At 50.0% G+C, this 17,532-nt stretch carries 17 protein-coding genes; 7 read left to right on the top strand and 10 right to left on the bottom strand.

Annotation, left to right across the window (positions count from 1 at the left end):
• The first annotated feature begins 1 nt into the window (after position 1).
• The gene (locus tag ACP5SG_RS01340) at positions 2-1,462 is read left to right on the top strand and encodes an efflux transporter outer membrane subunit (RefSeq protein WP_428121259.1); all 1,461 of its coding nucleotides are present in this window, start codon (positions 2-4) and stop codon (positions 1,460-1,462) included.
• Positions 1,463-1,587: 125 nt separating this feature from the next.
• Here the strand turns inward: ACP5SG_RS01340 and ACP5SG_RS01335 are convergent, their stop codons facing one another.
• From ACP5SG_RS01335 to ACP5SG_RS01310, 6 genes are all read right to left on the bottom strand, one after another.
• The gene (locus ACP5SG_RS01335; protein ID WP_428121256.1) at positions 1,588-2,124 is read right to left on the bottom strand and encodes an ABC-type transport auxiliary lipoprotein family protein; all 537 of its coding nucleotides are present in this window, start codon (positions 2,122-2,124) and stop codon (positions 1,588-1,590) included.
• A 50-nt stretch (positions 2,125-2,174) separates the two neighbouring features.
• The gene (locus ACP5SG_RS01330) at positions 2,175-3,143 is read right to left on the bottom strand and encodes an MlaD family protein (RefSeq protein ID WP_424661694.1); all 969 of its coding nucleotides are present in this window, start codon (positions 3,141-3,143) and stop codon (positions 2,175-2,177) included.
• Positions 3,116-3,916, bottom strand: a complete 801-nt coding sequence (locus ACP5SG_RS01325; RefSeq protein WP_424661693.1) for an ABC transporter ATP-binding protein — start codon at positions 3,914-3,916, stop codon at positions 3,116-3,118. Before ACP5SG_RS01325 ends, ACP5SG_RS01330 begins: the two co-directional genes overlap by 28 nt.
• A complete protein-coding gene (locus ACP5SG_RS01320) occupies positions 3,913-5,043 on the bottom strand; it encodes an MlaE family lipid ABC transporter permease subunit (RefSeq protein WP_424661692.1) in 1,131 nt (376 codons plus the stop codon). Before ACP5SG_RS01320 ends, ACP5SG_RS01325 begins: the two co-directional genes overlap by 4 nt.
• A gap of 168 nt (positions 5,044-5,211) precedes the next feature.
• A complete protein-coding gene (gene yedF, locus ACP5SG_RS01315; protein WP_237889719.1) occupies positions 5,212-5,826 on the bottom strand; it encodes a sulfurtransferase-like selenium metabolism protein YedF in 615 nt (204 codons plus the stop codon).
• Between the two features lie 98 nt (positions 5,827-5,924).
• Complete coding sequence (locus tag ACP5SG_RS01310) at positions 5,925-8,531, bottom strand: TIGR03960 family B12-binding radical SAM protein (protein WP_424661691.1); 2,607 nt, start codon at positions 8,529-8,531, stop codon at positions 5,925-5,927.
• Between the two features lie 209 nt (positions 8,532-8,740).
• Between ACP5SG_RS01310 and ACP5SG_RS01305 the strand changes: the two genes are divergently transcribed.
• Together ACP5SG_RS01305 and ACP5SG_RS01300 are read left to right on the top strand one after the other, a co-directional pair.
• Positions 8,741-11,740, top strand: a complete 3,000-nt coding sequence (locus ACP5SG_RS01305; protein WP_424661690.1) for an AIR synthase-related protein — start codon at positions 8,741-8,743, stop codon at positions 11,738-11,740.
• A gap of 8 nt (positions 11,741-11,748) precedes the next feature.
• Complete coding sequence (locus ACP5SG_RS01300; RefSeq protein ID WP_424661689.1) at positions 11,749-12,348, top strand: hypothetical protein; 600 nt, start codon at positions 11,749-11,751, stop codon at positions 12,346-12,348.
• Here ACP5SG_RS01300 and ACP5SG_RS01295 read toward each other — a convergent pair.
• Entirely contained in the window at positions 12,278-13,009 is a 732-nt protein-coding gene (locus tag ACP5SG_RS01295; protein ID WP_424661688.1) for a class I SAM-dependent methyltransferase, read from the bottom strand. The two genes, ACP5SG_RS01300 and ACP5SG_RS01295, sit on opposite strands and share 71 nt — an antisense overlap.
• Positions 13,010-13,314: 305 nt before the next feature.
• On the opposite strand from ACP5SG_RS01295, the gene ACP5SG_RS01290 reads away from it, so the two are divergent.
• From ACP5SG_RS01290 to ACP5SG_RS01275, 4 genes are read left to right on the top strand one after another with little or no spacing between them, the layout of a single operon-like run.
• Positions 13,315-13,905, top strand: a complete 591-nt coding sequence (locus tag ACP5SG_RS01290) for an epoxyqueuosine reductase QueH (RefSeq protein WP_237889727.1) — start codon at positions 13,315-13,317, stop codon at positions 13,903-13,905.
• A gap of 6 nt (positions 13,906-13,911) precedes the next feature.
• Entirely contained in the window at positions 13,912-14,133 is a 222-nt protein-coding gene (locus tag ACP5SG_RS01285; protein ID WP_424661687.1) for a DUF2905 domain-containing protein, read from the top strand.
• Complete coding sequence (locus ACP5SG_RS01280) at positions 14,130-14,534, top strand: ubiquinol-cytochrome c reductase iron-sulfur subunit (protein ID WP_237889728.1); 405 nt, start codon at positions 14,130-14,132, stop codon at positions 14,532-14,534. The genes ACP5SG_RS01285 and ACP5SG_RS01280 overlap by 4 nt, the downstream gene beginning before the upstream one ends.
• Positions 14,531-15,364, top strand: coding sequence for a cytochrome b N-terminal domain-containing protein (locus ACP5SG_RS01275; protein WP_428121243.1), 834 nt, complete (start codon positions 14,531-14,533; stop codon positions 15,362-15,364). Before ACP5SG_RS01280 ends, ACP5SG_RS01275 begins: the two co-directional genes overlap by 4 nt.
• Before the next feature lie 148 nt (positions 15,365-15,512).
• Here ACP5SG_RS01275 and yajC read toward each other — a convergent pair whose 3' ends face one another.
• From yajC to ACP5SG_RS01260, 3 genes are all read right to left on the bottom strand, one after another.
• The gene (gene yajC / locus ACP5SG_RS01270) at positions 15,513-15,857 is read right to left on the bottom strand and encodes a preprotein translocase subunit YajC (protein WP_237889732.1); all 345 of its coding nucleotides are present in this window, start codon (positions 15,855-15,857) and stop codon (positions 15,513-15,515) included.
• Positions 15,851-16,966, bottom strand: coding sequence for a tRNA guanosine(34) transglycosylase Tgt (gene tgt, locus ACP5SG_RS01265; protein WP_237889736.1), 1,116 nt, complete (start codon positions 16,964-16,966; stop codon positions 15,851-15,853). The genes yajC and tgt overlap by 7 nt, the downstream gene beginning before the upstream one ends.
• A partial coding sequence (locus ACP5SG_RS01260) for a glutamate ligase domain-containing protein (protein WP_428121239.1) occupies positions 16,963-17,532 on the bottom strand: 570 nt, incomplete at its 5' end. The genes ACP5SG_RS01260 and tgt, both read right to left, overlap by 4 nt.

Genomic DNA, 17,532 nt, shown 5'->3' with positions numbered 1-17,532 from the left:
TATGGTACGCACGATGACGGTCATCTGTTTCTGTATCATGTCAGGGTTTTTTCTCTGCCTTGGCGGTTGTTCTTTGGCCCCAAAGTACCTCAGACCAGCGGCCCCGGTTTCGGCTCAGTGGCCTAAAGGAGAGGCATATAAGGCCCGCTGGTCTGGCGTTCAACCTTCTATCTCATGGCAAGAGTTTTTTATCAATCCTAAATTGCGTAAAGTGGTCGCTATGGCCTTGGAGAACAACCGTGATCTGCGAGTGGCGGCCCTCAATATAGAAAAGGCGATCGCCTTGTACCAGATCCAACGCTCAGAGCTTTTCCCGGGTATTGATGCATCCGGCAGCTGGAGTAAGGAACACCAACTGATCAGCGGTCTCCCAGGAGGGGCGCAAAGTCCTACAATCAAACGCTATAGCGTTGAGTTAGGGATAAGCGCTTGGGAGCTCGATATTTTTGGGCGCATCCGGAGCTTGAAAGAACAGGCCTTGGAGCAATTTTTCGCTACGGAACAGGCACAGCGGGGTGTGCAGATATCTCTGGTAGCCGAAGTTGCAAACACCTGGCTGGCGCTGGCCGCCGACCAAGAGCAGCTTAAGTTGGCCCAAGACACCCTGAAGAACCGTCAGGATGCCTATCAGCTGGTTCGGCGCCGTTTCGAGCTGGGCGTTTCCTCTGAACTGGACCTGCGGCAGGCTCAGATGCAGGTGGAGGCGGCGAAAGTTGATGTCGCCCGCTACACCACCCTTGTAGCGCAGGATGAAAACGCCTTGAATCTGGCTGTAGGAAAGTCAGTTCCTCCTGACTTGCTTCCGCATGACCTTTCCGAAACACTGGCTGCTGTGAAAGAGGTTGCCCCAGGCCTGCCATCAGATGTCCTGTTGAGGCGTCCTGATATCCTCCAGGCCGAGGATATCCTCAAGGGGGCCAATGCAAACATTGGCGCCGCCCGTGCAGATTTTTTTCCGCGTATTACCCTCACTACCAATATCGGTCTAATGAGCGAGGAGCTCTCAAGACTCTTCAAGTCAGGATCGGATACTTGGGGTTTCGTGCCGCAGGTGATCCTTCCGATTTTTGATGCCGGTGCATCGAGCGCCAATCTGAGGGCGGCAAAGGTTGATCGCGATATTGCATTGGCCAGATATGAGAAGGCGATACAGACGGCATTTAGAGAGGTGGCCGATGCCCTTGCCCAGCGAGGGACTATTGATGAACAGGCGGCGGCGCAGCGGTCGTTGACGGATGCAGCGGCTGCGACATATCATCTTTCCATGTCGTGCTATGAAAAAGGGATCGACAGCTATCTGAACGTACTGGACGCCCAACGATCTCTCTATGCCGCCCAACAGGGGTTGATCGCCATCCGTTTGGCCCGTCTGACGAATTTGGTGACCTTATATAAGGTGTTGGGAGGCGGCGGTCCTCAGAATTCTACATCATCTAACGTCAGCCATCCGGACAAGCAATGAGGTCCCTGATTATTGCACAATCATCCATACAAATTTACTACGGCCTGGATGGATCTTGTCTTGGCTTCAGTAAGGTTCGCCTGGCGTTTAAGAATATCAGTTCAGCAAGGTCGCGTTTCTAGCGACTACTTTGCAAGCCAGTCATAAATCCTTGTCACGCATCTGTCCGCAGCCTTGTTGATTGCATCCACAGAGTCCATCGGGCTTACAGCGCTCGAGGGGCTGCCGCACCTGAAAAGACTGTTTTTTATCGGTCTGGAATGCTTTGTATCGACAAGGACTGCTGAAATTACCACAACCCCCTCGCCGCCATCATCCTGTATGTGCATCGAAAGGTCGTCTATCTCTATCTCGAGAAGATATTGCGTCGAGGCTAGGGAGTCTGCGGACAGGACATCGGTTGCAAGACCGGTTTCCTTAATAGCTAAAATTATCTTTTTCTTGATCATATCATCCGGCGGTTCCGCCCATCTGTTCAAGTAAAAGGCGTTTTTGCCGTATTTTTTGTCTAGATAATATATCGACCTGCTCATCATGCCCTTCACTGTCACCTTGATTGAGCCATAGGCCGGTATATCGACGGCTTTAAGCCCCCTGGTCTCTATAGCTATGCGGTAATAGTGGATAGGCGGGACCTCTTTTACTTTTACGCACGAGGACAAGAAAAGGCAAAAAACAGGTAAGAAAAGGACTATTTTTACTGTTTTCGTCTTCATTTTTCCGATTCCTCGCCTGGTCCGAGGAGTGGACGTGATCTCTTTAAGAGGAGGTCGGCTGGGCTGTTTCCGATCGCCTTTGCCTCTTCATGCAGTGTCGAAAGCAGGGATCTAGCCTCGCGAAGTGTGTCGTTCAGCATAAAGACAGACGGTTCAAGCATGGGTTTTATATCGTAGTCGCCTGCCTTTACCTTTTTGTCCAGTTCTAGACTTAATTCGTCGATATTTGAAGAGGCGGAGGCAAGCCTGTCCAGGGTGAGGTCTGCCTTTTGGGACAGCTCCCTGGCCATAGGTCTCAGGCTGTCGGCCTCCGTCGCGATGTTTTTCAGTCTTTGCGAGGCCTCAGTTAGATTTTCTACGAGTAAACGGATGTTGTCTATATTTTTTGGAGAAAATCCGTCGTTCAACCGACCTGACAGTTCATCGAGATGTTGCAGGAAGGCATTGAGATGATCTGCATTTTCATCGGTCATCAGCCTGTTTATGCGATCGATTGCCTGTTCGAGCTTGCCAGTTATGTTGGCCGCTGACATCCCTACCTCTGAAAAGAGGGACGGCCTTGAAGGGATAACGGGGATCCCACCGTTTTTTGCCGTTAAGGGCAAGGCGCCTTGCTTGCCGCCTCTGATCTCAATATATGCGATGCCGGTTATGCCGGTAAAGTTAAGGGTCGCATACATGCCTTGGAGAATAGGGGTGTCTTTTTGGACCTCCAGCAGTATCCGCACCTTTGTGGGGTTGGAAGGATCGATCATTATGTCTTTGATGCTTCCGATGGTCACGCCCATATATTTGACAGGCGCATCTTTATTCAGTCCGGACACCGATTCTTTAAGTTCCGTGTAATAGTACTTAAACCTGTCTTTCTTATAAAAGCCGCCGAGCCACATAGCGAATACCAGCGCTCCTATTGTAAAAATCATTACAAAGAGGCCTACTATGGTGTAATTAGCCCTGGTTTCCATGGAGCCTTCCTCCTTTCTGCCCTGCTTAACGCACGGTTCGTGCCAAAAAATTCCTTAATGAACCTGTGGTCATTTTTTTTCAAGATGTCTTCGAGCCTGCCTTCCGCCGCCACAACGCCATCCGCCAGAACAGCCATCCGGTCCAGGACATTGAAGATGGTATCCATGTCGTGAGTAATCATTACAATGGTTAATCCGAGAAGATTTTTCAACGTAAGTATAAGGTTATCAAATGCCTCGGCGCTTACTGGATCAAGTCCTGAGCTGGGTTCATCAAGGAAGAGTAGTTTTGGGTCCATTGCGAGCGCCCTTGCAAGTGCGGCACGCTTTACCATGCCTCCGCTCAGTTCCGATGGATAACGATCCCCCGCTCTCGGTTCAAGCCCTACCATCTTGAGTTTCGCCCGGACTATGCGGTCTATGTCTTCTTCGTCCAGGTCGGTGTATTCCCTTAATACAGCCGCTATATTCTGGAAGACCGTAAGGGATGTAAAAAGCGCCCCGAATTGGAAACATACCCCACATTTCGTCCTTAGGGCATGGGCTTCCTTTTCGGTCATAGAAAGTATATTTCTTCCCAGCACCGTTATGCTCCCATTGGATGGCCTGCTCAACATGATCATTTGCCGCAGGAGGGTGGTCTTGCCTGAGCCGCTTCCACCGAGAAGGCCATATATCTCACCTTCATATACGGTAAAGGAGACGTCTTTGTGAACGACGGTGTCGCCGAAACGGGTTTCTATGTGTTTCGTCTCGATAACTGCCTTTTTCACAGTTTAAGCTCCGTAAAGATGATCGAAAAGACTGCATCCAAAAAGATGACTGCGAAGATGGAATTTACCACGCTTACAGTGGTGTAGCGGCCGATGCTCTGCGTGTTTCGAGAGACCTGAAGGCCCCTGAAGCAGCCAATGGATGCAATGGCCAGGGCGAAAAACGGGCCCTTTAACAGACCGATGAGGTAATGTCTTATGCTCACCGCCTCTTCAAGGCGCTCCAGAAACTGTGCGGGTCTTATGTCGAGCTGAAGGCTTGAGACGAGCATGCCTGCATAGATGCCGACTATGTCTGCAAAAAAGATGAGGAGCGGAAGGGTAATGATCGTGGCCAAAATGCGAGGGAGGATGATGAAGCGATAGGTGTCAAAGCCGAGGGTCTCCATTGCGTCCAGTTCCTCGGTGACTTTCATGGCCCCGATCTGCGCGGTAAAGGCGGATGCGCTTCGGCCTGCAACCACGATAGCGGTGATGAGAGGAGAGAGCTCTCTTGGTATGGAGATGCCCACCATGTCCACAATAAAGATGTTCGCCCCGTAGTTTTTCAGTTGTACGGCACTTTGAAAGGCGATTACGACCCCGATCAGAAAGGCGGAAAGCGCAATGATGGGTACGGCCATGACGCCAATATTTTGAATGTTAACAGCGAGCTCATTCAGTCGGATGCCGCTTGGATGGGCCAGGTCTTTTAGAAAGGCCAGCGTCGAACGGCCTGTAAAATCCAGAAACGAGCGGAAGTCGCCTACCGCTTGGGCGGTATTTTCGCCGATATGATAGAGCAGGCGCGAGACAAGCCTTGGATGCCTTGGTTTAAAATCGGCCTCGACATAGCAGAGCGACATGACCTTAAAGAGCCTTAAAAAAGAAGGGTTCAGCCCCTTTGCCGAGACCTTGAGACCGGACTTCAATAATGACTTGCGCATACTGATAAAAAAGAGCATCGATGCCGTGTCCATCTCTTCGATGTCCTTACAGTCGAGAAAGATGACCCCGGTCCTTGGGAGTTTGGCCTTAAGGCCTTCAAATTCCTTTTTTATGGAAGAAAGATTTCCAAGCAGCCATCGGCCGCTTAGTATGAGGATGGGCTGGTTATCGTCTTTCAGGGTGATAAAGGAGGGATTCATGACATGATCTAATTGCATAATTAACACAAAATGCAGTGCCATTTCAAGATATTTCTCAGGGGGGTGTGATGGTATATGCATCGGGAGGGCATTTTCGTAAGGGAAAGACCCTTATGCAACCATGCTATTAGCGAGATTTTTAGTTGCCGGCCCTGATTGATAACCGGTCTAAATCCTTATGACCTTCGTGGCAAGCTGCATAGATGTGACGATGTCGAGCATGTTAGTGGTCTCGCCAATAGCCTTTTTCTCAAGAAGACGGAAGTGATTGAGGCATGTGCCGCATACCAGTATGTCAACACCTCTGTGTGCAAGCCCTTTTAATTCATCAAGGTGTTCTGAGCCGGTTATGGCGAGCCTTACCCCGTTGTTCAGCAGAACGATCCTCCAGAGGTCATCTCCCATTTCCTTGAGCGTGGAAATAAAGTTCTTCATCAGGGCGCGGCCGAGGTCTTCGTCCCCCTGGCCGAATACATCCGTAGGTATAATGATGAGTATCTTTTGATGTCCTTCTGCGGCCTCTGATCTTTTTTGTCCTGTCCCTTTGGCGCCTAATTCGATGGCGCATGTGGGGGGTGCCCCACTTATGACGAATACCCCATTTTCTGATGCCTTTACAGCAGTCTCCCAGCCCTGGCTCTTTAAAAAGCGGGTGACGTTTTGTCTTGATGCCTCATTGTCAACGATGACCTCGATTATTTCGTTCGGATGTGTCTCGATAAGTTCTTTGGCCACAAGTACCGGTTTTGGACATGCAAGGCCGCGGCAATCCCGTGTTTCCATATCTTTCACCATCCCTATGTCGAAGTTAATCTAAACACGTGATGTCGATGTGTCTAATAGAAATTTCGGATATAATTCGTTGTTTTGATATGATTTTTCTATAGTCCATTATTCGGGGCCAGTTTAAGTATTCTGAGCTTCAGCACCTCTCCGTCCGTCAGACCGAAGAGGGCCGCTGCTATCTCGGATGGTCTTGGTTGTGGTCCGTTAATGCGCTGCATTTCAAGGCCCAGAAAGGCTTGTTTTATATCATTATTTTTTGTCTCTTCAGCAAGGCTGGAGATCCATGGATGGATTGCTTGATCGTTTTCGAATTTATCAGGCATAAGGATGTGTAGGGACTTCACAGCCTTCCTGAGGTCCAACACGGTCTCAATGCCCTTTTTGTGCCGCATTGCAGGCCATGACCCCGCCTTCATGAAACGGTCAATTGCCCTTTTACATTGTTCGGTGTCCAATCCCGGGAGGTATATAAGATAAGCGGTCTTTTCGTCAGTATAATGGATGCGGGGTGAGGTCGTGAGTTTTATCGATGTAAGCGTTATCCCATCAGGCATTTCTCTTTCCAGCGCTTGGAATACGTCCGACTCCTCGATCGGCTCCGTAAGTCCTATTATCATGGTTTCCCAAAGGGACTCCATGCCGAGTGGGATGGGGGGGCCGAATGAGATATGCGGCATCGGGTGATGGCCGTGCGAGTACAGAAGGGGAAGGCCGGCCCTTCTTGCCGCCCGGTGGATGGTATGGGATAGATCTAGGTGGCCGATAAATCGTGCATTTCCCATCTGTATGAATGCAATATTGTAAAAATATCTCCCCCCTGTGCACCTCTTCGCCTTTTCGGCGTCATCTGATTTCTCAGGAGAAAGACTACATTTTTTAAACAAGATCGGCCTTATTTCCTTGAAATTGCATACACCGCAGCCATAGCAGGCCCCGCTTCTGCAATCCAGTGTGTACGCCTCTTTAAATGCTAGCTCGCGTTCATTTAAGAGATAGTCCATCCTTACGCCTGTTTGGATGTGGCCCCATGGAAGCACCCTGCCTATTTCGATGGTGTTAAGATAGCTAGCAAGATCAATCCCCTCCTCATTTGCCGCCTCATAATATAGGTCAGCCCTCAAGTGATTTCTCCAGGCATCTAGTCTTGCCCCAAGCCGCCACGCCTTTAAAAGGACGTGGAGGAGCCTCCTGTCTCCTCGTGCAAATACGCCCTCGAGGAGGCTCTGTCTTGGGTCATGCCACTTCAGTTTAAGGCCATGGCCCCTTATCTTTGTCTTTAAGAGTCTGATCCGTTCCCATGATTCGTCGGTTGTGATCTGTCTTTCCCATTGGAACGGTGTGTGAGGTTTAGGGACGAAGGTCCCCACGCTTACCGTTAAGCCCTGTCTTCCTTTTATTGCATGGGCGAGGACCTTTTTAGCAAGCTCGCTTATCGCAAGGACGTCTTCGATGGTTTCTGTTGGAAGCCCGATCATGAAGTAGAGTTTTATTCCGTTCCAGCCCATGGCATAGACCTGGGATGCGGTTTCGAGAACGTCCTTTTCTGTGATCCCCTTGTTTATCACGCGCCTTAGCCTCTCGCTCCCGGCCTCCGGGGCAAGCGTAAAGCCGGTCTTCCTGACCCGCCTTATCTGGGCCATCATCTCTGGCGTAAGGGTCCCGACACGCAGAGACGGCATGGACACAGATACGTTCTCCTGTGTAAATCTCTCCATAAGGGTGCAAAGGAGTGGGCCCAGACACCCGTAGTCGCCAGTGCTGAGAGAAAGAAGGGATATCTCCTCCCAGCCAGTGGTCTTGAGTCCGCTTTCAAATATATCCATTAGTTGTTCAGGGGTACGTTCCCGCACAGGCCTATAGATGATCCCTGCCTGGCAGAACCTGCAGCCGCGTGTGCATCCCCTGGCAATTTCCACGCCAAGGCGGTCGTGGACTATCTGTGTGTGAGGCAGGATTGGTCTTTTTGGAAAACCGGCGTTAGAAAGGTCGGAGACGATGCGGCGGGATATGGGAAGACCTGCCGGACCGGTGGGTTCGATGGCGCAAAAAACCCCGTCCGTCTTGTTATATATCGCTCTATAAAATCCAGGTACATAGACGCCGTCTATATGACAGAGGGCGCTAAGGAGTTCTCTTTTTGTGCCCTTTGCCTCTTTCCATGAACGGACCGTTGATGCCATTTCAATGACGGCCTCTTCGCCATCTCCGATAAGTATCGCATCAAATATCCCAGCTATCGGTTCAGGATTCACCGCGCAGCTTCCACCACCTATGACAACAGGCCAATCCGGGTCATCGCGGTTTTTCGCCAGGAGCGGTATCTTTGCACATTCAAGAATGGTGATGATGTTTATGTAGCAGAGTTCATAAGGGAGGGTGATGCCGAGGATGTCAAAGGCCCTCAGCGGCCTTTTGCTCTCAATTCCGAAGAGCTGTAGGCCCTTTTCCCTCAAATTTTTTTCCATATCTCTGTCCGGGCAGTAGGCCCGGTCTGCAAGCGCCCATGGCGTATCATTTAATATGTGGTAAAGTATCTGGAGCCCGAGATGGGACATCCCTATTTCATAGAGATCGGGGAATATGAGCGCAATCCTGACCGAGGCCTCGTCCCAGGCCTTGCGTCTTGCATTCACCTCGTTCCCAAGGTATCGGCCAGGTTTCTTTATGAGTGGCAATATGTCATAAATATTGGTGATTTTCATGGGGTTGCCAGATTAACCGGCAGGTGATCGATATGCAAGTATGTGGTTGCTGGTTGATGGATGCCAGGCATGCCGACAAATTCGGGATGGACATACAGGGTGATATGGAATAAATACAAGGGCATGATTATTTTTGAGACCTTCGACAAGCACTCTTTGCGGCATGACTTTTTACCTCTTGATTTTTGATAGGATTGACCGGAGGATCTATGGCAGACAGGATCGAGGTCGCGCTTCTTACTAGGCTGAAAGATGCACTAGGGGCGCGGATAACAAAAAGGGCACGAGAAGATCTAGGGCTCGATGTTACAGATGTCAGGACTATTAAGGTCTATCTTATAGACGCAGGGCTTACGCCTGATGAACTTGTTGCGGCCGCAAGGGGTCCGTTTTCAGACCCGGTGATAAATATAGTCTCCGTTGACAGTCCGTTGGCCAAGATGCTTGGTTTTGAATGGGATTGGGTTGTCGAAGTGGGTTTCAGACCAGGCGTTACGGATAATGAAGGGCGGACTGCGAAGGAGGCGCTTGAACTCATGCTTGGCCGGCGCCTTGACCGTCACGAGGGTGTTTATACTTCTGTCCAATATCTTGTCAAAGGCACTCTTGACAGGGCCTCCGTTGAGATCTTGGCCAGTGGACTCCTTGCAAATGCCCTGATACAAAGGACCACTATTGTAGCGCGAGATGAACTGGATGTCTTGTGGCATGAGAGGCGAAATCCTTTCTATCTCGTTCCAAAGGTTAGAGAGGTCATTGATTCTACAGTGGAGGAGATAGACATTTCAGGTTTTTCAGACGATGGGCTTTTAGCCCTCTCGAGACAGAGGCTCCTTGCCCTGAATCTTGAAGAGATGAAGGCCCTGCAGGATTATATAAAAAGGCCGGATGTCCTTGAAGGGCGAGAGGAGGTCGGTCTTGGTGTATATTTTACCGACGTCGAACTCGAGGCCCTTGCGCAGACCTGGTCCGAGCACTGCAAACACAAGATATTCAACGCAAAGATAATTTATGTTGAAGATGGGAAGGAACGTGTCATAGATAGCCTCTTTGACACCTATATAAAGGCTGCAACAGAAAGGATTAGAAGGGACAAGGGAGACAGGGATTTTTGTTTATCGGTGTTCAAAGACAATGCAGGGGTCATTAGATTTAATGAGCGTTACAACGTGGCTTTCAAGGTCGAGACCCATAATAGCCCATCGGCCCTTGATCCTTACGGTGGGGCGCTTACCGGTATCGTGGGAGTAAACCGCGATCCTTTTGGGACCGGCATGGGCTCAAGGCTCATTTTTAACACCGATGTCTTTTGTTTTGGCCCCCCTGATTATGACCGGCCGCTTCCCAAGGGGCTTCTACATCCGAGGCGTATCTTTGAAGGTGTAAGGGAAGGCGTCGAACATGGCGGCAACCAGAGCGGGATACCTACGATAAACGGCTCGATCCTCTTTGATGAGCGTTATATAGGCAAGCCCCTGGTCTTTTGTGGTACCGGTGGACTCATGCCGAGAGAGGTCTGCGGAAGGCCTGGTCATGAGAAAAAGGCCAGGCCCGGCGATTGCATCGTCATGTGTGGGGGCAGAATCGGCAAGGATGGGATACACGGTGCGACGTTTTCATCAGAGGAACTGCATGAGGGGTCGCCTGCTACTGCAGTTCAGATAGGAGATCCGATAACACAGAAAAAGATGACGGATTTCCTCCTAAGGGCCAGAGACCTTTGTCTTTACAACTCCATAACAGATAATGGAGCAGGCGGGCTTTCCTCATCCGTTGGGGAGATGGCCCTGGAGACAGGCGGGTTCGAGCTTCATCTTGACAGGGCGCCCTTAAAATATGAAGGTTTAAGGCCGTGGGAGATATTGCTTTCAGAGGCCCAGGAGCGGATGACCGTCGCGGTCCCGCCAGACAAGCTGGATGAATTCATGGCCCTTGCCGAAAAGATGGACGTCGAGGCCACACACCTGGGGATATTTACCTCTTCGGGCAAGTTCCATTGTCTGTTCAACGGCAAGACTGTGGCCTATCTGGACCTGGATTTTGTGCATAACGGGGTCCCAAGACCAGAGCTAAGGGCGGTGTGGTCGAGGCCGCAATATGAAGAACCGGTGCTTCCAATGCCGGAAAACCTTGGATCGGAGTTAAAAGACCTGCTTTCAAGGTACAATGTATGCAGCAAGGAATATGTGGTCCGCCAGTATGATCATGAGGTCCAGGGCGGTAGCGTCATAAAGCCGCTTTCCGGTGCATTGCACGATGGCCCGAGCGACGCCGCGGTCATCCGCCCCGATCTCGATTCTTTTGAAGGCCTTGTAGTTGCCCACGGCATCTGTCCGCGTTACAGCGACATCGATACATATCATATGGTATGTGCTGCCGTGGATGAGGCGGTAAGAAATGCGGTCGCTGCCGGAGGGGATATGGATTATATGGCCGGGCTTGACAATTTCTGCTGGTGCGATCCGGTTCACTCCGAGAAGATACCGGACGGCCACTATAAGCTTGCCCAGCTTGTGCGGGCCAACAAGGCCCTTTATGATATATGCACTGCATACGGCATCCCGTGCATTTCCGGTAAAGACAGCATGAAAAACGATGCATTCATCGGCGGTGTGAAGATATCGATCCCCCCTACCTTGCTCTTTTCCATCATAGGGAGGATGGATGACGTAAGGCAGGCGGTCACCATTGATGCAAAACGGCCGGGAGACCTTGTGTATGTCCTGGGCGTAACTTATCCTGAGTTAGGGGCGTCTGAATATTACGCCAAGTTCGGTTTTGTTGGAAACAGCATCCCAAGGGTTAGGATGGAGGAGGCATCCAGGAGGTATCATTTGGTTTCAAGGGCGATCAAGGCAGGTCTTATCGCCTCATGCCATGACTGCTCTGACGGCGGTCTTGGTGTGGCCATCGCCGAGACGGCGTTTAGTGGCGGCTTAGGGATGGACATCGACCTTGAAAAGGTGCCGAGACAAGGTGTTGATCGCCTTGATACGCTGTTATTCAGTGAGAGCCAGAGCAGGTTTGTTGTGACGGTGCGTCCCGATTTCAGATTCGTATTTGAAGAGACTATGGCAGGGACAGAGTTTGCGATGATCGGGACAGTGAGTCCTCGGCCTTTGCTGATATTTGAGTTCGGGGGCAACGTGGTGCTGAAGGAAGATATCTATGCACTTAAAGAGGCCTGGCAGAGACCCCTTTCGTGGTAGTATTGCAGATGAAGATGACTGGCGATGGTTTTGCAGGTTATAAAAAACCGTTTGCCCCAATCGACATAGTTGCCATGCTTGAGGAAGAGGCCTTCATGATCCTTCATTCCGGGGAGATCCCCGAGATAGCTTATCATGGCGCCGTTTATTACTTGACCGAAGATCCTGACGGCCCTGGTTTATCCATGGAAGATATAGGCGAGAACGGTTTGATGCATCTGAAGACTGCCGTTGTTGACCGCTATCGTCTTATAATCTTGAGGGATATGGATCCAGCCAACCGAGATAAGCGCATATATAGGGGCCTCCAGAGGGCCTTAATCAACTGGGAGAGGCTTAAGGCCTTTGCATTGAGGGTGCCAATGGATATAGGGATTATTAAAAGAGAAATAGCAGCAGCACTCAAGTCTTTTCTTGCCCGGGAGTCCTCGGATGTTTCGAGCGGTGCCAGGCCGACGTCGATAAATTGTACTCTCGACGTATTGCTTGATTTCGCCGCCGACCTAGGCCTTGCTGATCCTGATGTACTCGATTATATTAAGAAACTCTCGCCTTTCCTTGTCTGTGATGATGCGTCTTCTGAATCCCTTTGTTGTTGCGGGCCCTGAGAAGCGTCCAGTATCCAAACATATTGACAGGGCTTTTTTCTATAAGTTCTAGGCTTGTGTCTTTAATGAAATCGTCCAGACAGAAGTTCGGTCTGAATCCAAGATGCTTCGATAAAGGGGCGACCATGCATTCGATTTTGCCTATCAGTGGGTTGCCGTGACGGAAGTGATTTACAATAAATATCTCACCTTCAGGCTTACATACCCTCTTCATCTCATTGATGAGGCGTTTTGGGTTTGGAACGACCGACGCCACGTACATAGCCACGACCTTGTCGAAGCTGTTATCAGGGAACGTCATTGCCTCCGCATCCATGATTTCAAGGGATTCTACATGGTCAAGGCCACATTTTTCTTTTCGTTTACGGGCCTGCTCCAACATCTCCGGCGAGATGTCTATGCCTGTAATCCTGACGTTACGCGGATAGATAAGGAGCGAAAGCCCTGTCCCCACTCCAACCTCAAGTATCCTATCTCCGTTTGAGAGGTTCATTCGTTCTATGACGGAACGGCGGCCAGGATTGAAGATGGCGCCGAAATAAAAGTCATAGACTTGCGCATAACGACGGTAGGCTTTTTTTATGGCATTGATATCTAAATCTATGTTTGCGGTCTTTTTTTGGCCTCGTCTTACGATCCGGCCTGTTTTTTGAAATGGCATAAAAGAACTCCTAATAGTCTGATTCAGCTGCGGGTCAGATAATAAACCATTTTTTTAATAACGGTTAGATGGAGATGCAGGTAAAATTTTAAAAAATAATTTATTGCATCTCCGACTAAGATGCAAAGCCTTTGTCAAAAACATCTGATGTTAGAACAACCCTTCCGATACATCGAGCGTCGCTTGTACACCATATTATCCATAACTGTGTATTTGCGTAGCGGATTGTTGCGGGCAAGGCCGTATGGGATATATAATATAAATTTGATTGTTGACCACTCGGCCTTGAAATTTTATTTTAGTCTATGGATTTGATGATTCATATATGCTGTGGTCCTTGCCTCGCCTATCCGGCTGATGTTTTGAAGAAACAAGGGGTGGATGCAGTGGGCTATTTTTATAACCCGAACATACACCCATTCACAGAGCTTGAAAAAAGACTGGAGGCCCTCAAGACAGTCGCCGAGACCTATGGGTTGCCTGTTATCCATGACGAAGAGATCTATGGACTCGAGACATGGCTTGTTGAGATGGGCGGGAGATTCAAGGTCGATGAAAGATGTCCAGTCTGCTACAGGATGCGCGTGGAAAAGGCTGCAAAAAAGGCTGCGGAGTTAGGAGTTCCATATTACACTACAACGCTCCTTTACAGCAGGTACCAACGCCATGGACTCATACGCGAGATAGGCGATGAGGCTGGCAGGCGTTATGGTGTAGTATTCTATTACCAAGACTTTCGCAGTGGATGGAATGAAGGTATAGCCATTTCAAAGAGGCTTGGTATATACAGACAACCCTATTGCGGCTGTATCTTCAGCGAGGCAGAACGTTATGCTAAAAGGATAAAGAGGCTCAGGGGAGATTTTTCGGCCAGAAATCAAATTGCAGGTTTATAAGTAAAGATGAATATCATTCCTGAATTTGGAAAGACGCTTATAATAATTGGTGTATTACTTGCAGTCATAGGATTTGTCATGATCTTCGGGCCTAAGATTCCATATCTTGGTAGATTGCCTGGGGATATTGTCATTAGGCGAGAAAATTTTATCTTTTATTTTCCGCTCGCTACATCTATTATAATAAGTATAATTCTTACCATAATATTTTCTATATTCCGTAGATGAACCGGAGATATCTGCTCAAAAAGGCCGCAAAATGGGGCCTGGCGGCCGTTTTTGCCTATCCGATATATGCCTTTGTGTCATATGTAAGGCTCCGTCCACCGAAAGAGGTGAAGGTGCACACAAGGCCCAAAGGCGATGAGCCGGTCATGGAGGCCGAGTTTGCCTTGTTTGAGACGCCGGAGGGGCCGATAGCCGTCTCCAGGCAATGCACCCATCTTGGGTGCACTATCAATTACATGGGGCGCAAGAAAGGCTTTGTGTGTCCATGTCATCAGAGCCACTTTTCATGGGACGGGAGATATATCTCAGGCCCTGCAAAAAAGGACCTCCCGCGGTTCGCCGTAAAGAAGCTTGCAGGCAAGGGCGGGTATATAGTAGAGATACCGCGGGGGTTGCCTTGACCTCCTTTGGACGTGTGGGTGAGCTTACAACATCCGCCCTTCTTGTTTCAATCCTTTCGGGCCTTGTGGTGGCGTATCAATACGAAGTGGCGGATCCATTTATATCGTGTGCTGCGATGGAGGCCCTCATTCCGTTTGGTCCATTTTTCAGGGCGCTCCATTTTTGGTCGAGCCAGGCATTCTTGCTCCTCTTGGGTCTTCATATAGTACAATCCATTCCAAGGCTATCCAGTATCTACGCCACGGTGGAGGGTCGTATCTACTGGACCGTTTTGGTCGTTTGTCTTGTGCCCCCTGCGGTATTTGCGCTGTTTACAGGCTATGTCTTGAGGTGGGATGCGACTGGTAAGGCGGCTGGCATGATTGCGGAGCACCTGCTTTTAGACATACCGGTGCTTGGCCGTACACTTGACCGTTTTTTTGTGGCCATTGCCAATGAAGGGCTGAACAGAGTCTATGCATTGCATATACTCCTTGCCGCAATACTTTGGGGTATAGGGACATGGTATCATACAAAACGGGTGTTTTTAAGGTGGTGGGCATGGTTCGCAGTTCTTATAGCATCTGGTTTCGTAAGTCTTATTTTTCATGCCCCCATAGACCTCCCGCAGCAGGCGTCAGGCCTTATCAAGGGTCCATGGTTTTTCCTCGGGGTGCAGGAGCTCTTGAGATATTTGCCCCCTGTTGTAGCGGGTGTCATCTATCCTGTCATGCCCGTTTTTGCCCTTGCAGTCCTTGCCTGGGTCAGGGACAAGAGACCATGGCTATGGTTTATCGCAGGTTGGGGGCTGACCTATCTAGGGCTTCTTCTTTTGATGAGCATCAGATGACAGATCCGCACACCGATCCTCTTTTGTAAAGGTAGAGGTGGATTGCTGCATAGGGTCTCCCAAAGGAACTGTTATGGATGGTCCATGGAGTCGTTCTAGGCAGAACCAAATCCAGAAATCTTTGCAGCGTAATTGATCGGTGCAGCCTTTATTCCTGCTTTGCGGCTTCAGTCTTTGAAGGTCCTGGACCTGAGATGTGCGACCTTGCGACCTTGATCTTTATATTGTCGCCCACATCAAGGGTTACAACCTTTTCTGTGAGGCCGGTGATCCTGCCGATGATGCCGCCTGCCGTGGTCACCTCTTGTCCTTTTTCAAGGGAATCGAGGAACTTTTTGTGTTCGTTCGCCCTTTTTTGCTGCGGACGAATAAGAAGGAAATAAAAGATAAAAAAGATGATGACCAGCGGCAGCAGCGACAGAAGCGGATTTCCGGCCTCGCCAGCACCTCCCGACGATGCCCCCATTGCAAACGCTATCGACGTCCCTAGCATAATCCCCCCCTTTTTTGATAAAATACCTGTTTCCAGGCCTGAAATCTACCGTTTTTTATGGCTGTGCGCATTTCCTTCATGAGATCCAGGTAATAATGAAGGTTATGTATCGAAAGGAGTCTGTAAACAAGGAGTTCTTTTGTCATAAACAGGTGCCTGAGATATGCCCTTGAGTAGTTCCTGCATGTATAACAGGTGCATTCAGGATCAATTGGCCTCGGGTCTCTTTGAAAACACGCATTCTTTATAACAATGCCGCCGAAAGAAGTAAAGAGCATACCGTTTCTTGCATTCCTGGTCGGCATGACGCAGTCGAACATGTCTATGCCGCGTAGCGTGCACTCTACAAGGTCTTCTGGCGTCCCGACGCCCATGAGGTAGACCGGATAATGGCGTGGGATCAAGGGCCTTGCGGTATCTATTACCTTGAAGAGCAGTTCCTTAGGTTCTCCTACACTCAGGCCTCCAAAGGCATAACCGTCGAAGCCAATATCCAGGAGCGCCTCTGTGCTCTTTTGTCTGAGTTCAAAGGACATGCCGCCCTGTATGATTCCGAACAGGTGCAGCTCTTCACGACTTTTAGCAGTTTTGCACCTTGCGGCCCAGCGGGTGGTTAGTTCGGTGGAGTTTTTGACCTCTTCATATCCGGCAGGATATGGAATACAGGTGTCGAGGCACATCATGATGTCGGAGCCCAGGGCCTCTTGTATCTCGATGGCGAGTTCCGGGGTGAGCCTGTGATATGATCCGTCAAGGTGGGAACGGAAGATGACCCCGCCTTCCTCGATTTTTCGGAATTCGGCCAGGCTGTAGACTTGAAATCCGCCGCTGTCCGTAAGTATGGGCCTGTCCCATGACATGAATTTATGTAGGCCGCCCATCTCCCTTATCAGCTCGTGGCCTGGTCTCAGATAGAGGTGGTAGGTGTTTGAAAGGATGATCTCGGCACCGCAGTCCTTGAGGTCTTCGGGGCTCAGGGCCTTGACTGTGCCCTGTGTGCCGACAGGCATAAAGCATGGAGTGTCTATCTCGCCATGGCTGCTCAGAAGCCTGCCTGTCCTTGCAAGAGAAGACGGGTCGCAAGCAAGCTCTTTAAAGATCTGTTTCAATGTGCGCCCCCATCCAGAATGGTCGCACATGATTTGCATAAAAGGTCTTTATTCTTCAATGCGCCCAGGAGTCGGTCATGTATGTCTTCAAATGCCCCGTTTGAGAGCACCGCCACCACATCCCCTTTCCGGCACAAAGGGAGAAGTGCCTCCACAATTGCCTTGGCATCCGGGAAAAGGGCCGCATCGATTTTTAACGCCCTTAGGTCTTCCACAAGCCTTTTTGATGAAAATCTGTCTCCAGGCGGGGCCTTTTCAGGGTCAGGCACTTCGCGCACCATTACCATATCGGCGTCGAGAAAGGCCTCAGGGTAGGCATGTTGGAATACCGCCCTTCTAGATGTGTTGGTCCTCGGTTCAAATACCGCGATTATCCGCCTGTCCCGGTATTTTTCTTTTAGCGCCCGGAGTGTCTCCTTTACAGCCGTAGGGTGGTGCGCAAAGTCGTCTATGACAGTAACGCCCGCCTCAATGCCCCTTACCTCTTGACGCCGCTTTACGCCAGGGCAGAGGCTTAGGCCGTGGAGTACCTCCTGTGGGTTGAATCCCAGTTCCATGAGGAGCGC

Origin of the sequence: Dissulfurimicrobium sp. (assembly GCF_049968175.1) — a bacterium.
Classification (GTDB): domain Bacteria; phylum Desulfobacterota; class Dissulfuribacteria; order Dissulfuribacterales; family Sh68; genus Dissulfurimicrobium; species Dissulfurimicrobium hydrothermale.
This window is presented reverse-complemented; position numbering and strand designations above follow the sequence as displayed.

Bases quoted from the DNA above. Each gene is read 5' to 3' on its own strand.
- ACP5SG_RS01340 (WP_428121259.1), top strand. From the start codon at position 2: ATGGTACGCACGATGACGGTCATCTGTTTCTGTATCATGTCAGGGTTT.
- ACP5SG_RS01280 (WP_237889728.1), top strand. From the start codon at position 14,130: ATGAACCGGAGATATCTGCTCAAAAAGGCCGCAAAATGGGGCCTGGCG.
- ACP5SG_RS01285 (WP_424661687.1), top strand. From the start codon at position 13,912: ATGAATATCATTCCTGAATTTGGAAAGACGCTTATAATAATTGGTGTA.
- ACP5SG_RS01300 (WP_424661689.1), top strand. From the start codon at position 11,749: ATGAAGATGACTGGCGATGGTTTTGCAGGTTATAAAAAACCGTTTGCC.
- ACP5SG_RS01330 (WP_424661694.1), bottom strand. From the start codon at position 3,143: ATGGAAACCAGGGCTAATTACACCATAGTAGGCCTCTTTGTAATGATT.
- ACP5SG_RS01295 (WP_424661688.1), bottom strand. From the start codon at position 13,009: ATGCCATTTCAAAAAACAGGCCGGATCGTAAGACGAGGCCAAAAAAAG.
- yajC (WP_237889732.1), bottom strand. From the start codon at position 15,857: ATGCTAGGGACGTCGATAGCGTTTGCAATGGGGGCATCGTCGGGAGGT.
- ACP5SG_RS01320 (WP_424661692.1), bottom strand. From the start codon at position 5,043: ATGAATCCCTCCTTTATCACCCTGAAAGACGATAACCAGCCCATCCTC.
- ACP5SG_RS01305 (WP_424661690.1), top strand. From the start codon at position 8,741: ATGGCAGACAGGATCGAGGTCGCGCTTCTTACTAGGCTGAAAGATGCA.
- ACP5SG_RS01310 (WP_424661691.1), bottom strand. From the start codon at position 8,531: ATGAAAATCACCAATATTTATGACATATTGCCACTCATAAAGAAACCT.
- yedF (WP_237889719.1), bottom strand. From the start codon at position 5,826: ATGGAAACACGGGATTGCCGCGGCCTTGCATGTCCAAAACCGGTACTT.
- ACP5SG_RS01290 (WP_237889727.1), top strand. From the start codon at position 13,315: ATGGATTTGATGATTCATATATGCTGTGGTCCTTGCCTCGCCTATCCG.